Origin of the sequence: Volucribacter psittacicida, from assembly GCF_004339025.1 — a bacterium.
Taxonomy (GTDB): domain Bacteria; phylum Pseudomonadota; class Gammaproteobacteria; order Enterobacterales; family Pasteurellaceae; genus Volucribacter; species Volucribacter psittacicida.
The window spans coordinates 640,585-655,146 of sequence record NZ_SMFT01000002.1 but is presented as its reverse complement, the minus strand read 5'-3'; the positions used below and the strand labels follow the sequence as shown (position 1 = coordinate 655,146).

Sequence of the window (14,562 nt, the reverse complement as noted above, 5' to 3'; positions counted from 1 at the left end):
ACTTTGCTTATTCACCCCGTTTCAACATCCCTTGTTTTTTCAAATAAACCAACAAAATGGAAATCGCTGCAGGCGTTACCCCTGAAATACGGCTCGCTTGCCCAATGGACACAGGGCGATGCTGTTCCAATTTACTGCGTACTTCATTAGATAACCCCGCCACACTGGCATAATCAAAGCTGGCAGGAATTGCGGTATTTTCGTGGCGTTTTTGTTTTTCAATTTCTTCTAATTGATGTTCAATATAACCTTGATACTTAATGGCAATTTCCACTTGTTCCGCGGCTTCGTTATCCGCTAATGGCGGTTGATAAGGGGTAAGTGCGGTCAATTTTGCATAAGAAATTTCTGGACGGCGTAACAAATCCTCGCCACTTGCTTCACGCACCAATGGCGAACCTAAAATGGCATTGGCTTCCGCTAAATACTCACTACGCGGATGCAACCAAATACTACGCAAACGCTGTCTTTCGCGTTCAATATTTTCCATTTTTTGATTAAATCTCGCCCAACGTTGTTCATCAATTAAACCTAATTGATGAGCAATCGGGGTTAAACGCATATCCGCATTATCTTCACGCAATAATAAACGGTATTCTGCTCTTGAAGTAAATACACGATAAGGTTCTTTTGTCCCTAAAGTACAAAGGTCATCAACCAATACCCCAATATATGCCTGATCACGACGTGGATACCAAGCCTCTTTTTGTTGAACTTGTAAGCCAGCATTAATGCCAGCTAATAATCCTTGTGCCGCCGCCTCTTCATACCCTGTTGTACCATTAATTTGCCCCGCAAAGAATAAACCTTGGATCGCTTTGGTTTCAAGAGTCGGTTTTAAATCTCTCGGATCAAAATAATCATATTCAATAGCATAACCTGGTTTAACAATACGCGTATTTTCTAGCCCTTTCATTGAATTGACGATTTTCATTTGTACATCAAAAGGCAGGCTAGTAGAAATCCCATTTGGGTAAACTTCGTTACTGGTTAAGCCCTCAGGTTCAAGGTAAATCTGATGAGCATTGCGTTCAGCAAAACGCATTACTTTATCTTCAATAGACGGACAATAACGCGGACCGATCCCCTCGATGATCCCTGTGTACATTGGGCTACGATCCAAATTCTGACGGATCACCTCATGGGTTTGATCATTAGTATGGGTAATATAACAAGGGATCTGGCGAGGGTGTTGATCTACGGATCCCATAAAAGAAAAAACAGGCAAAACCTCATCGCCAAATTGTTTAGCAAGCACATCAAAATTAATGGTACGAGCATCTAAGCGAGGCGGTGTTCCTGTTTTTAAACGATCAACACGCAAATTAAGATCTCTTAACCGATCCGCCAATAAACTTGAGGCAGGATCCCCAGCTCGTCCCCCTGTATAGTTTTCTAACCCAATATGGATCTTACCCGCTAAAAAAGTACCTGCGGTTAGGATCACCGCTTTAGCCTGAAATTTTAAGCCCATTTTGGTTACTACGCCCGCAACCCGATCCTGTTCTAAAATAATATCAATTACTTCTTGCTGAAAAAGATCCAATTTGGCTTGATTTTCTAAAGCTACACGAACCGCTTGACGATAAAGTACACGATCCGCTTGAGCTCTTGTCGCTCTTACGGCTGGGCCTTTAGAACTATTTAGGGTACGAAATTGGATCCCAGCTTGGTCAGTGGCCGTTGCCATTAATCCGCCCATAGCATCAATTTCTTTGACCAAATGCCCTTTACCAATACCACCAATAGCAGGATTACAGGACATTTGCCCTAAGGTATCAATATTATGGGTAAGTAACAGGGTTTTTAATCCCATTCTTGCTGGGGCAAGGGCCGCTTCTGTACCAGCGTGTCCGCCACCAATCACAATGACATCATATTTTTCCGTATAAAACATAAAAACCTTTTTGATCGACAATTTCGATCTTCAATAGATAACAAATAATTGGCGGCTATTCTACTGAAAATTGGTTGAGCTTAAAAGTAGATTATATCTTTTATTGAAAAGGATCTTGTTAAAAAGGCTAAGCTCATTATTAATAGATCTTTATTTATCTATAAAGATCTTATTATTCTGATTATTAGATCTTTGGATCCTTGTGAATAAGATCCTTTTTTTGAATAAAATAAAGAAGTTAGATCATTTTGATCATTGTTAAGATCTTTTCCAAGTAAAAATAATTTATTGTGGATAACCTTAGAAGTTATCCACATTGAATTTTAATGAAAAAGTTATTATTTGGCTAAAAACAAGTTTTTTACAGGGTTTTTATAAAGTTATCCACAGTACTAACTGTTTTTTATTTCTACAAAAAAAGCCGATCTTAGATCAGCTTTGTTTCCGGTTGAGGGGAAATTAAACCAGTTGCTGGGTAAAACAAGGTAACCAATCTTCAGCACATTGATCATGATCGAACTCATTAACCACATCAATACGCAATGAAGGACAAAGCAATTTTGCTCCCTTATCTTGTAGAATATTCTCAACCTTATCAACGGCAAAACAAAAGGTATCATAATCCGAACTTCCAAGTCCGACTACTGCAAATTTTAATTCACTAAGATCCACTTCACTTTGCTGAATTTGCTCAAATAAAGGATTAAGATTTTCAGGAATTTCGCCAGCCCCATGGGTTGAGGTAACCACTAACCATAAAGGTTGTTCAATCACTTCATCATAATTTGCCCCATGCAACATCTCAGTTTGCCAACATTGTTGTTGTAATAGTTGTTCGAGATGTTCTGCCACATATTCTGCACCGCCCAAGGTGCTACCTGTAATAAGACAAATTTGAGGTTTCATATTGTTTCCTTATATTGTGCTGAAATTAAAGGCAATATAACAAAAGTGCGGTCTATTTTAAAAAAATTTTTGCAAAACAGACCGCCCTTTTTACTCATTTCCCCTCTTATACACCGCAGGGCTACAGCCCATATATTTTTTGAAAATGCTGTTAAAGGTAGAAAGCGATTGATAGCCGATGGCTTCGGCGGTGGCGGCGACGCTGAGTTGTTGTGCTTTGAGCAGTTGGCTGGCAAGGGATAGGCGTAGGTGTAAATAAAAGGTTTGCAGGTTCATGCCGCTGAGTTGGTGAAAACGGCGGTTAAAGGCTTGTCTTGAGCAATGGGCGAGGTTTGCCAGTTCGTCTATGGTGTAATGTTTGCGGGGATTGGCAAGCAGGGCGTAGAGGGCGGGCGCAAGGTGTTTGTCGCCAAATAAGGGCAGATAGGGGTGTAGCGATTGGGTTGGGGGCTGACGTAGGGCAAATAACAGCAGCAGTTGGCTGAGGTCGCTGATGACTTTTTGACTGCCTGCTTGCGGTTGGCTGGCTTCTTGATAAATCAGTTGTGCCAGTGCGTGCAAATTGGGTTGTTTGGCGAGGGAGACAATAAGTGGTTTGGGAAAAAGGTTGAGTAGGGTGGCGGCGGCTGGGTTGTTGGCGAGAAAGCGTCCGCAAAGAATGGCGATTTCTTGCCCTGATTGGCGATGGCGGAGATGATGAAAATGCTCGTGAATGCTTGGTGCTTTGCCTTGACTGCTTAGGCGATGGGCTTCGTTGCCGAGCCAGAGGCAAAAATCCCCTGTTTTTAGCGGATAAGATTGCCCTTGTGCGTTATGTAATTGGCATTTTCCTTGTAACATCAAATGAAAAAATAAGCTGTTGGCTTGGGGCGCATGGGGAAAATCAAAGCCTTTGGCAAGTTGGCAAAAGACATCAATTTCTGTTTGTAAATCTAAACGCTGAATAAAGGTGGCAATAGGCATATAAAATCGCATTTTTTAGGGTTGAAATAGACTGTTTTGTATCAAAACACGCTGGCATAATATTGTCAATCGTTCATTGATCGGAGCAAAACATGTTAGATTGGAAAAAATACAAAACGCAATTAAGGCAACGTTTAGGGCGATTTGCTCAATTATCGCCTGATACGATGACAGGCTATCAAACCTTAGCCAAAGCCAACGCAGACGGCGTATTAGACGATAAAACGCGCGAGCTGATTGCTTTGGCTTGTGCGGTAACCACGCGTTGCGATGGCTGTATTGATGTGCATACCGCCGCTGCCATTCAGGCTGGCTGTAGCGAGCAAGAAATCAGCGCCGCTTTGGGTGTGGCGGTGGCGATGAATGCAGGCGCGGCGATGGTTTATTCCGCGCGCGTGCTAGATGCTTATGAAACCTTAAAATCTTAAACACGGAGCCAACCATGAAAGCCTTATTGATGACTTTCGCTTTGCTGTTTGCCCTGCCCAGCTTTGCCAAAACGGTGTGGATAGACGTGCGTACGCCGCAGGAATACGCCAGCGGGCATATCCTAAACGCCAGTAATATGCCTCATCAAAGTATGGTGCAACAAGCCGCCGCCGCAGGTTTACAAAAAGACGATCGGATTTTGTTGTATTGCCGCAGCGGCAATCGCTCCGCCATTGCCAAAAAAGCCCTAGAACAAGCAGGTTATCGCCATGTGCAAGATTTGGGCGCTTATGCGGATTTGGTGGAGACAGGGGCGGTAAAAGTAAAAAAATAAAGCGATTTGTTTTGAAATCCCTCAATGTGAAGTTGGGGGATTTTTTCAGGCTGCCTGAAATTTTTCAAAAACAAACTACCGCTGTTGTAACCCCTGCAACAAATGACAATCGGCGACTTTTTCGCCTTGACAACGGCTAAAATGTTTTAATTGGGCTTGGATTTGTTGTAATTGCAAGATTTTTTGTTCAATATTTTGCAAATGTTGCGCTAATAATTGATCGGCATTATGGCATTGTGCATTCGGGGTTTGGCAAAGTTGTTGCAGTTGACGAATATCGGTAAGACTAAAGCCCAACGAACGACAATTTTTAATAAATAGTAATTGTTCAACCGCTTGCGGACTAAAATTGCGATAACCATTGGCGTCCCTTTGAGGAGAGGAAATTAAACCGATTTTTTCGTAATAACGAATGGTGTCTAGTGGTATGTGCGTTTGTTGGCTAAGTTGTTGAATTTTCATATCATTATTTCCTATTTGCTATGGCTATCTGATTTTAACCGATAACAAGGATAAAATCCGCTTGACCTTAGAGTTACTCCAAACCTTATCCTAATTTTGTTGATAAATCAATAAATTTAGGAGGTCAAAATGACTTGTTGTCAACAAACGATGGGGCAAGCGGTTCAACCTATTTATCGTCGGATATTGTGGGTGGTATTGCTGATTAATTTTGCCATGTTTTTAGTGGAAATCTTAGGGGGCTTGCTTTCTGGTTCTACAGCATTATTGTCGGACGCTTTGGATTTTTTGGGGGATGCGTTTAACTATGGTATCAGTTTATGGGTATTAAATCGGGCGTTAGTCGTGCGGGCTAAGGCATCGTTATTCAAAGCCTATAGCTTAGTGGCATTTGCACTTTTTGTGCTGGCAACCACGTTTTATCGATTGTTTTGGGGCGAAGTGCCTCGCCCTATTGAAATGTCGCTGATCGGCGTTTTAGCGTTGTTGGCAAATGTGATCAGCGCCGTTTTGTTATACCGTTATCGGCAAGGCGATAGCAATATGCGTAGCGTTTGGCTTTGCTCGCGTAATGATGCGATAGGGAATATTTTGGTGGTATTGGCATCGGTAGCGGTATATTACAGCCAATCCAATTTACCAGATTTATTGGTCGCAGGCGTGATGGCTTGGCTGGCATTGCAAGCAGGTCGCCGTATTATTTACCAAGCTAAACAAGAATTAAAAGGGACGGTGTGAAATGTGTTGAAAATAGACCGTACTTTTTAGAAATAAACAAACATTCAGGCAGCCTTGCTGCCTGAAAAAATTTCACCAAAACTCACCGCCCTTTTTACCGCCGCTTTTTCAATCTCCAAGCGATAACCCCTGCTAACACCAACCACAACGCAAAGCCTGCCCATAAATGTCCAAACAACTCCGCACGTTCTAGCCGTGTAATCAATAGTATATTGAACATCATCACCAGCCCCGTGCACACAGCTCGCGTCCACTCACCGCCGTAACAACGCAAGCAAAACGCTAGTCCAGCAGCCAACACAATAAAGCCATACCACAGCCAAAGCAACAACATCACGCCTCCTTAACACGCCACCGCTCGCCCCAAACGCACACCGCGTCCAGCACAGGCATCAAACTCTCCCCCTTTGCCGACAAACGATACTCCACCTTAGGCGGAATTTGCGGGTATTCTGTGCGTACCACCAAACCGTCTTGCTCCAATTCCTTGAGTGTGGCAGCCAAAGTTTTATGCGAAATTCCTTGCATTTCTCGTTGCAATTCATTGAAACGCATACAAGACGTCTGCCATAACCAATATAAAATCAATGCCTTATATTTTCCTGAAATCAACGACAAGGTGTAATAAAACCCCATTTCCTGAAGCCCAATACCTCGTAACGTTGTTAAATCGCATTCTTGTTCACGCATCATACTGCCTCTTATTTAACTGACCTATTGGTATACTTTTATTTACAATAAGACGAGGGGCATTTCAAGAGGAACGGCGATAAAATGGCGTTATTACGCTTGAAAAACGTTTCTTTGGAGTACATAAAATGAAAAAATGTTTAACGATAAGTTCAATTTTAACCCTGTCTGCGTGCAGTCAATTCACACCAAATGCCACCCCTCCCGCACTGGGTATGGCAAACCCTGCCTCTGTGTATTGTGAACAACAAGGAGGAAAATCGGAAAATCGTCGTGATGCGGCAGGGAATGAATACGGCGTTTGTTTGTTGCCCAATGGGGAGCAGGTGGACGAATGGGATTTTTATCGCCAACAATTAGCGATTGATAAACAAGCAAATTCTGAGCGTTCAAAGGTTCTCATTCTATATTATGATGTCACTCAACGGGATAAGGTTTTGGAGGCGGTTGCCAAATATGGAGCAAGCGTTGTTTACGATTATCAAAACTTCTCTGGTTTGGCTATTCAAACGGCACAACCTGAGGCAACCAAAGCCGCTTTAGAAAAAGTGAAGGGAGTTTTAGCCGTTCAATTTAATCAAGTTCAGCAGCTGCAATAACAGGCTAAAGCGATGTATTCATCGCTTTTTTTGGCTAACACTTACCTCCACGTAACCCACGCACCCACGCGTACGTACTTGTTTTTACACCAATTTTAACCTATCCTCTGCCCAATCGTTCATCAAAAAAGGATAGACCCATGAAAACCCTTATTTTACTTAACCACCCCAATATTGAGCAATCCATCGTCAACAAACGCCTTGCCCAAGAAGTCGCCAAACACCCCAACGACTTCACCCTACACCACCTAGACCAAGCCTACCCCGACGGCAACATCAACATCGCCGCCGAACAACAATTAGTTGAACAACACCAAGCCATCGTCTGGCAATTCCCCCTCTACTGGTTCAGCACCCCGCCCCTGCTCAAACAATGGCAAGACCAAGTGCTCACCTACAACTGGGCATACGGACGCCACGCCAAAGGCTTTAAAAACAAACCCCTCGCCATTGCCATCAGCGCAGGCGTATCCGAGCACAGCTACCAAACCAACGGCGACTACGGACACCGCCTAGACCAAATCCTCCTGCCCATCGCCCTCACCGCGCGCTACATCCATGCCGACTACCGCACCCCCTTTGTATTCTACGGCATAGACAGCACCGTCGGCACCGACGACACCCACCTAGCGCGCCTAGAACAAGCCAGCCAAGACTATATCCACTATTTACAACAACTAACCGCATAAGGAATAAATCATGTTAAAACTCTACTGCAGCTCCGTCACCTGTGCCCTCTCGCCCCTCATCGTCATAGAAGAAACAGCACTGCCCTACCAACTCCTTGACGTCTCCCTCAAAGACAAACGCGTCCGCACCGACGGCAGCGACTACCTCAACATCAACCCACTGGGCTACGTCCCCGCCCTCGTCCTTGCAGACGGACGCACCCTACTAGAAGGCGTCGCCATCATCCAATACCTCGCCGACCTCGTCCCCGAAAAACAACTTGCCCCCGCCAACGGCAGCTTTGAACGCTACCAACTGCAAGCCCTACTCAACTACATCGCCACCGAACTGCCCAAAAACTACGAATACTTATTTGACAAAACCGCCAGCGAAGAAGTGCGCACGCAAGGCAAAAACGCCCTAGACAAACACCACCGCCACCTAGACCAACGCCTCGCCCAACAGCCCTACTTAGGCGGCGAACACTACAGCATCGCCGACGCCTACCTTTACACCGTCAGCAACTGGGCGCGCTACATCCACTACGACCTAACCGCCTACCCCCACCTCTGGCAATATCTACAAAACCTACACCACCGCCCCGCCATACAACGTGCCATGGCGATAGAACAGGCACATGGGGGAAAAAGTGCGGTGGCTTTTTAAAAAATTTCGACAGCCCTAAGGCTGCCTGAAAACGTTTTAAAAACCCACCGCCCTTTTCTTTTTGATTCAGCAAAGGAATGCGATGATTATTTACTCACAGTAAATAATCCTTTTCCTTATCTCTACTTTTTCGCCTCCCTCTTTTGCCATACACTGACAAATAAACAACAAACAAGGAATAATGATGTACCAATTACGCAAAGCCCATGAACGTGGCAAAGGTGAAAGCGCTTGGCTTAAAAGCTACCATAGCTTTTCCTTTGCGGATTATTACGATCCCAAATATCTGCATTTTTCTCATTTGCGAGTGATTAATGAAGATACCATCGCCCCTAAAGGTGGATTTCCGATGCATCCCCATCAAAACATGGAAATTTTGACCTATGTATTACAAGGGCGTGTGGCGCATCAAGACAGTATGGGCAACCAAACCCAAGTGCAAGCAGGGGAATTTCAAATCATGTCCGCAGGGACCGGGATTTATCATGCCGAATTTAATCCAAGCGATGAAGACCCCTTACATCTCTATCAGATTTGGATTTTGCCCCAGCAAAAAAACATCACGCCACGCTATGAGCAAGGGCAATTTGCCGACCAAGTCGGCGGAACACTGATTTTATCGCCCAACCCACAAGGACAGGCTTTTCAAGTGTATCAAGATATGCAGTTATGGCGTTATCAATACCCTGCCGATTATCCCCCTGTTCGCCTTGAGCTCAATGCCAAACGGCGTTATTGGTTGCAAATGGTCAAAGGGGAATTGACACTCGCCGAGCTGAAATTAACCGCAGGCGATGGATTAGCCATTAGTCAAGAAACTCGCTTAGAGATAAGTCCACTGAGCGACTGTGAGTTTTTATTGTTTGATTTGGTATAAACAGGTTACCTAAAATTCTTTGAAAATAGACCGCTCTTTTAAAGTGGGACGTATATTTTTTAATTTTGCGGCATAAGGATTTTTCTTTGCGTGGCTAAAGTCATATTCTGCTTTCATTAAATCCTCCTTTGATATTGTGTGGCTTCTCGTTTTGTTGATATGCCTCGCCTTATTGTAAATTCTTTAAAAATTCACCGCCCTTTAATAAAACCTCAGGCAGCCTTTTTTCAAAACTGCCTGATATTTTTTCAAAATTTGACCGCACTTTTTGTGCGTGGGGATTAAATATCTAAGTTTGCGTATAGGGCATTACTTTCGATAAATTCACGGCGTGGTTCTACTTCATCGCCCATTAGGGTGGTGAAGAGTTGATCGGCGGCGACGGCGTCTTTGATGGACACTTTTAACATACGGCGTGCGTTAGGATCCATGGTGGTTTCCCATAATTGTTCCGCATTCATTTCGCCTAACCCTTTATAACGTTGAATGGTTAATCCTCGGCGTGATTCTTTGACTAACCAATTTATGGCTTGTTCAAAGGAAGTAATGGCTAATTTGCGTTCGCCTCGTAGGATATAAGCACTGTCATCTAACAAGCCTTGTAATTGTTGCCCTAATTTTACAATGCGGGCATATTCTGAGCTTTCGGCAAAGTTAAAATCCAGTGGGTAGTCAATGTCTATGCCATGGGTGCGTACGGTAAGCAACACTTGATAAAGCTGACGTTCGCCATTGTAATCAATGCGATAGCTGTAATGATTGCCACTGGCACTGGTTTCTTGTTCCGTTAATTTTTCTACTAACTGGTTCGCCCATTGTTGTAATGCCGTTTCATTTTGCATTAATTCAAGGCTTAAAGTTGGTTGGTAGATAAGTTGATTAAGTAATGCACTTGGATAACGGCGGTTAAGACGTTGGATCATTTTTTGTACATTATTGTATTCCGACACTAGTTTTTCTAGGGCTAAGCCATTCATCGCTGGGGCATTTTCATTCACATACAAAGAGGCACCTTCAAGGGCGATAGCCAGCTCATATTGGGTCATAGCCTCATCATCTTTGATATATTGTTCTTGTTTGCCTTTTTTCACTTTATAAAGTGGCGGTTGAGCAATATAAACGTGTCCACGTTCAATTAACTCTGGCATTTGGCGATAGAAAAAGGTCAATAATAGGGTGCGGATATGTGAGCCGTCCACGTCCGCATCGGTCATAATGATAATACTGTGATAGCGTAATTTATCGGGATTATATTCATCACGTCCGATACCACAACCCAGTGCGGTGATCAAGGTTGCTACTTCTTGCGAAGAGAGCATTTTATCAAAGCGCGCTTTTTCTACATTAAGGATTTTTCCTTTTAATGGTAAGATCGCTTGGTTTTTGCGGTTACGCCCTTGTTTTGCTGAACCGCCCGCAGAATCGCCCTCCACTAAGTAAAGTTCGGATAAGGCGGGATCACGTTCTTGGCAATCGGCTAATTTACCTGGCAAGCCACCTAAGTCTAACGCCCCTTTACGGCGAGTCATTTCTCTGGCTTTGCGAGCCGCTTCTCTGGCTCGAGCGGCATCTTGGATTTTGCTTACCACAATTTTGGCATCATTTGGATTTTCCAATAAGTAATCTTGGAAACGTTCGCCCATCGCAGACTCCACTGCCCCCTTGACTTCAGAGGACACCAATTTATCTTTGGTTTGTGAGGAAAATTTTGGATCAGGTACTTTAACGGAAATAATCGCCACCAAGCCTTCACGAGCATCATCGCCTGAAGTGCTGATTTTATTTTTCTCTTTTTTGCCCGCATTGTCTTCCATATATTTATTTAATACACGGGTCAATGCCCCTCGGAAACCTGCTAAGTGCGTACCGCCATCACGTTGTGGAATGTTGTTGGTAAAGCAATACACATTTTCGTTATAACCATCATTCCATTGCAAGGCGACTTCCACCCCAATACCGTCTTTTTCGGTGGAAAAATAAAAGGGTTTTTGATGAATAGGGGTTTTATTTTTATTGAGATATTCTACAAAGGCTTGGATACCGCCCTCATAATGGAAATGATCTTGTTTATCAGTGCGTTTGTCCAATAATTTAATGGATACCCCTGAATTTAAGAAAGATAATTCACGCAAGCGTTTGGCTAAAATATCATATTCAAATTCAACATTGCTAAAAATGGTTGGGCTTGGCCAAAAACGTACGGTTGTCCCTGTTTGTGAGGTTTCGCCAATAACAGCTAAAGGCGCTTGTGGTTCGCCTAATTGGTAAAATTGTTCGTGGACTTTGCCCTCACGGCGGATCGTGAGTTGGAGCTTATCGGATAGGGCATTCACCACCGAAACCCCTACGCCATGTAAGCCACCAGAAACTTTATAGGAATTATCGTCAAATTTTCCCCCTGCATGTAACACCGTCATAATCACTTGTGCGGCAGAAACGCCTTCTTCTTCGTGAATCCCCACAGGAATACCACGTCCATCATCTTGTACTGAAACGGAATTATCAGAATGAATGGTAACAATAATATCCTTACAATGCCCCGCTAAGGCTTCATCAATGGCATTATCCACCACTTCAAAGACCATATGATGTAACCCTGTTCCATCATCCGTATCTCCAATGTACATTCCGGGACGTTTGCGTACCGCATCAAGCCCTTTTAATACTTTAATGCTTGATGCACCATAAGAATCTGGCGTGTTTGTTGACATAATTTTCTCTGTTGTAAAATGATAAAAATTAGCCGAGATTATAGCAGAATTTGTGATTATTATCATCTTCTTAATTGTTATTGCTATTTATAATCTTGGATAGCAGATCTTGAGGGGAAAATTCCCTTAAATGATTTGTAGTTATGGGCTAACTTGTTTACAATGCTTAACAGATTTATGCTTGAGAGAAAATTATGCGAAAAAATCCTCTTTTAATTGTCCTTTTATTGGCAGCCAGTTTAGTAACAGGTTGTTCTAGTATTAATCCTGAAACGGGAGAACGTAATGATCCTATTCAAGGTTTTAACCGAACTATGTGGGATTTTAACTATAATGTGGTGGATCCTTATGTGTTAAAACCTGTGGCAACAGGTTGGAGAAATTATGTACCTCAGCCAGTAAGAACGGGATTGGTAAATGTGGCGAATAATCTTGACGAACCTGTGAGTTTTGTGAATCGCTTACTTGAGGGCGAAGGGAAAAAGGCCCTTGTGCATTTTAATCGGTTCTGGATTAATTCCGTCTTTGGTTTAGGGGGATTAATTGATTGGGCAAGCTATAGTGATCCGCTCAAAATTGATGGCGATCGTACCTTTGGCGATACCTTAGGCAGTTATCATGTAGATCCGGGTGTTTATATTATGTTGCCATTATATGGTGCAACCACGCCGAGAGAAGCAACAGGTGCGGTGGTGGATAGTGCTTATACTTATGCTTTTTATGATTGGGTCGGCGGGCCTTGGGCATTAGTCAAATGGGGCGTGCAGGGTATTGATAAGCGAGCCAAAGCCATTGACCAAGAAGCCTTGCTAGAGCAATCACAAGATCCTTATATCACGTTCCGAGAGGCTTATTATCAAAATCTTGAGTTTAGAGCCACTGATGGTAAGGGCGGAGAAATTAAAGAAACCTTATCAGAAGAACAATTACAACAAATTGATTAATTTATTCTATTGTATTAGGGGTATGTTATGGAAATGACCGCAACGCAACGTCTTATTTTAGCCAATCAATATAAATTAATGGCATTATTGGACAGCGATAACGCACAAAAATATCAACGTTTAGAAATTATTGTACGTGGTGGATTTGGTTTAGAACTCAAAGAGTTAGATAAAGAATTTTCGGATTTATCCGAACAAGATTGCCGTTTAGTGTTAGATACTTTAGAAATGTATAATGCCTTACAAGTGTCTTACAATCATCTTAAAGATAAATCAGCAATCAGTGAACATCGCTTAACTTTCCCGGGATATTGTGCGGTTCGTGAGAAAAAATATTTGAACTATTTACGCTTTATTACTGGGGTTGAGGGCAAATATACCGAGTTTATGCACTGTACTCATGGTTGTGATTCACAAATTCCCATGAATGAAAAATATCGCAAAATGCTTGAGGCATTGCGTGCTTGTCCACATGAATACCATCTCAGTGCTGCCGAAATTCAGAAAATTTTAGATGCCTAAAAAATTATAAAAAAATATACCGCACTTTTTGTTGTGGTATATTTTTTTGTTCGTCTTATCACAATTAAATTTTGAGTAATTATTATGGTTTTTCCATTAAAAAATGATCGTTATCTTCGTGCCTTATTACGCCAACCTGTGGATATGACTCCCGTATGGATGATGCGTCAAGCAGGGCGTTATTTACCTGAATATAAAGCCACTCGTGCCACAGCAGGGGATTTTATGGCATTATGCCGTAATGCCGAGCTAGCTTGCGAAGTTACCTTACAGCCATTACGCCGTTATCAGCTTGATGCCGCCATTTTATTTTCCGACATTTTAACCATTCCTGATGCCATGGGATTAGGGTTAAGTTTTGGCGCTGGCGAAGGTCCTAAATTTGCCAAACCTATTCAATCTAAACAAGATATTGAACAGTTACCCATTCCTGATCCAGAACAAGAACTACAATATGTGATGAATGCGGTGCGAACCATTCGCCGTGAATTAAAAGGCGAGGTGCCTTTAATCGGGTTTTCGGGTAGCCCTTGGACATTAGCCACTTATATGGTTGAAGGGGGATCAAGCAAAGCCTTTACCAAAATAAAAAAAATGTTGTACGCTGAACCGCACTTACTTCACCAGCTACTAAACAAAATTGCTGAAGCCGTGATTTTATATTTAAATGCCCAAATCAAAGCAGGAGCCCAAGCGGTAATGATCTTTGATACTTGGGGCGGCGTCTTATCTCAACAAGCCTATTTAGAGTTTTCTTTGCATTATATGCACAAAATTATCAACGGACTTATCCGAGAAAATGAAGATCGTAAAGTGCCTGTTACCCTATTTACCAAAGGGGGCGGTTTATGGTTAGAAGCGATTGCCGAAACAGGTTGTGATGCCATAGGATTGGATTGGGCAATAGATATTGCACAAGCTCGAGCCAGAGTAGGGCATAAAGTTGCCTTACAAGGCAATATGGATCCTAGTGTGCTTTATGCGCCAGCAGCGCGTATTGTGCAAGAGGTTCAAACCCTCTTAACCGCGTATGGACAAGGTAGTGGGCATATATTTAACCTTGGGCATGGTATTCATCAAGATGTGCCAGAGGAAAGCCCTAAAATTCTTGTGGATACCGTTCATCAATATTCACAACAATTTCATTGCAAATAG

The 14,562-nt window shown here is 42.9% G+C and carries 17 protein-coding genes; 10 read left to right on the top strand and 7 right to left on the bottom strand.

Annotated features, from left to right (window positions below):
• Nucleotides 1–7: 7 nt before the first annotated feature.
• The 3 genes from mnmG to EV694_RS06530 all read right to left on the bottom strand — a co-directional run bounded on the left by mnmG (nt 8) and on the right by EV694_RS06530 (nt 3,766).
• Nucleotides 8–1,897 (bottom strand): tRNA uridine-5-carboxymethylaminomethyl(34) synthesis enzyme MnmG, encoded by a 1,890-nt coding sequence (gene mnmG / locus EV694_RS06540; RefSeq protein WP_132690710.1) that lies wholly within the window; start codon nt 1,895–1,897, stop codon nt 8–10.
• A 459-nt stretch (nt 1,898–2,356) separates the two neighbouring features.
• The gene (mioC, locus tag EV694_RS06535; RefSeq protein WP_132690708.1) at nt 2,357–2,803 is read right to left on the bottom strand and encodes an FMN-binding protein MioC; all 447 of its coding nucleotides are present in this window, start codon (nt 2,801–2,803) and stop codon (nt 2,357–2,359) included.
• Nucleotides 2,804–2,893: 90 nt separating this feature from the next.
• Nucleotides 2,894–3,766, bottom strand: coding sequence for an AraC family transcriptional regulator (locus tag EV694_RS06530; RefSeq protein WP_165865506.1), 873 nt, complete (start codon nt 3,764–3,766; stop codon nt 2,894–2,896).
• A 92-nt stretch (nt 3,767–3,858) separates the two neighbouring features.
• Here EV694_RS06530 and EV694_RS06525 point away from each other — a divergent pair, with 92 nt between their 5' ends.
• A complete protein-coding gene (locus EV694_RS06525; protein ID WP_132690704.1) occupies nt 3,859–4,194 on the top strand; it encodes a carboxymuconolactone decarboxylase family protein in 336 nt (111 codons plus the stop codon).
• Between the two features lie 14 nt (nt 4,195–4,208).
• Nucleotides 4,209–4,529 carry a rhodanese-like domain-containing protein gene (locus EV694_RS06520; protein WP_132690702.1) on the top strand — a complete coding sequence of 107 codons (321 nt, stop codon included), beginning with the start codon at nt 4,209–4,211 and terminating at the stop codon, nt 4,527–4,529.
• Nucleotides 4,530–4,604: 75 nt separating this feature from the next.
• Here the strand turns inward: EV694_RS06520 and EV694_RS06515 are convergent, their stop codons facing one another.
• Nucleotides 4,605–4,991: a MerR family transcriptional regulator gene (locus tag EV694_RS06515; RefSeq protein ID WP_132690700.1), complete on the bottom strand. Its 387-nt coding sequence runs from the start codon at nt 4,989–4,991 to the stop codon at nt 4,605–4,607.
• A gap of 129 nt (nt 4,992–5,120) precedes the next feature.
• On the opposite strand from EV694_RS06515, the gene EV694_RS06510 reads away from it, so the two are divergent.
• Nucleotides 5,121–5,729: a cation efflux transmembrane domain-containing protein gene (locus EV694_RS06510; protein ID WP_132690698.1), complete on the top strand. Its 609-nt coding sequence runs from the start codon at nt 5,121–5,123 to the stop codon at nt 5,727–5,729.
• A gap of 94 nt (nt 5,730–5,823) precedes the next feature.
• Here the strand turns inward: EV694_RS06510 and EV694_RS11050 are convergent, their stop codons facing one another.
• Both EV694_RS11050 and EV694_RS06505 read right to left on the bottom strand, forming a co-directional pair.
• Nucleotides 5,824–5,952 carry a hypothetical protein gene (locus EV694_RS11050; RefSeq protein ID WP_279386850.1) on the bottom strand — a complete coding sequence of 43 codons (129 nt, stop codon included), beginning with the start codon at nt 5,950–5,952 and terminating at the stop codon, nt 5,824–5,826.
• Nucleotides 5,953–6,062: 110 nt separating this feature from the next.
• Nucleotides 6,063–6,419 carry a winged helix-turn-helix transcriptional regulator gene (locus tag EV694_RS06505; RefSeq protein ID WP_132690866.1) on the bottom strand — a complete coding sequence of 119 codons (357 nt, stop codon included), beginning with the start codon at nt 6,417–6,419 and terminating at the stop codon, nt 6,063–6,065.
• A gap of 128 nt (nt 6,420–6,547) precedes the next feature.
• On the opposite strand from EV694_RS06505, the gene EV694_RS06500 reads away from it, so the two are divergent.
• From EV694_RS06500 to EV694_RS06485, 4 genes are all read left to right on the top strand, one after another.
• The gene (locus tag EV694_RS06500) at nt 6,548–7,018 is read left to right on the top strand and encodes a putative hemolysin (RefSeq protein WP_132690696.1); all 471 of its coding nucleotides are present in this window, start codon (nt 6,548–6,550) and stop codon (nt 7,016–7,018) included.
• Between the two features lie 140 nt (nt 7,019–7,158).
• On the top strand, nt 7,159–7,707 hold the full coding sequence (locus EV694_RS06495; RefSeq protein WP_132690694.1) for an NAD(P)H-dependent oxidoreductase: 549 nt from the start codon (nt 7,159–7,161) through the stop codon (nt 7,705–7,707).
• A 10-nt stretch (nt 7,708–7,717) separates the two neighbouring features.
• Nucleotides 7,718–8,353: a glutathione S-transferase C-terminal domain-containing protein gene (locus EV694_RS06490; protein ID WP_132690692.1), complete on the top strand. Its 636-nt coding sequence runs from the start codon at nt 7,718–7,720 to the stop codon at nt 8,351–8,353.
• 184 nt (nt 8,354–8,537) lie between these two features.
• Nucleotides 8,538–9,230, top strand: a complete 693-nt coding sequence (locus EV694_RS06485; RefSeq protein ID WP_132690690.1) for a pirin family protein — start codon at nt 8,538–8,540, stop codon at nt 9,228–9,230.
• Between the two features lie 281 nt (nt 9,231–9,511).
• Here EV694_RS06485 and gyrB read toward each other — a convergent pair whose 3' ends face one another.
• Entirely contained in the window at nt 9,512–11,941 is a 2,430-nt protein-coding gene (gene gyrB / locus EV694_RS06480) for a DNA topoisomerase (ATP-hydrolyzing) subunit B (protein ID WP_132690688.1), read from the bottom strand.
• A gap of 194 nt (nt 11,942–12,135) precedes the next feature.
• On the opposite strand from gyrB, the gene EV694_RS06475 reads away from it, so the two are divergent.
• The 3 genes from EV694_RS06475 to hemE all read left to right on the top strand — a co-directional run bounded on the left by EV694_RS06475 (nt 12,136) and on the right by hemE (nt 14,562).
• The gene (locus EV694_RS06475; RefSeq protein WP_132690686.1) at nt 12,136–12,885 is read left to right on the top strand and encodes an MlaA family lipoprotein; all 750 of its coding nucleotides are present in this window, start codon (nt 12,136–12,138) and stop codon (nt 12,883–12,885) included.
• A gap of 27 nt (nt 12,886–12,912) precedes the next feature.
• Complete coding sequence (locus EV694_RS06470; protein WP_132690684.1) at nt 12,913–13,407, top strand: YfbU family protein; 495 nt, start codon at nt 12,913–12,915, stop codon at nt 13,405–13,407.
• 84 nt (nt 13,408–13,491) lie between these two features.
• Nucleotides 13,492–14,562, top strand: coding sequence for a uroporphyrinogen decarboxylase (hemE, locus tag EV694_RS06465; RefSeq protein ID WP_132690682.1), 1,071 nt, complete (start codon nt 13,492–13,494; stop codon nt 14,560–14,562).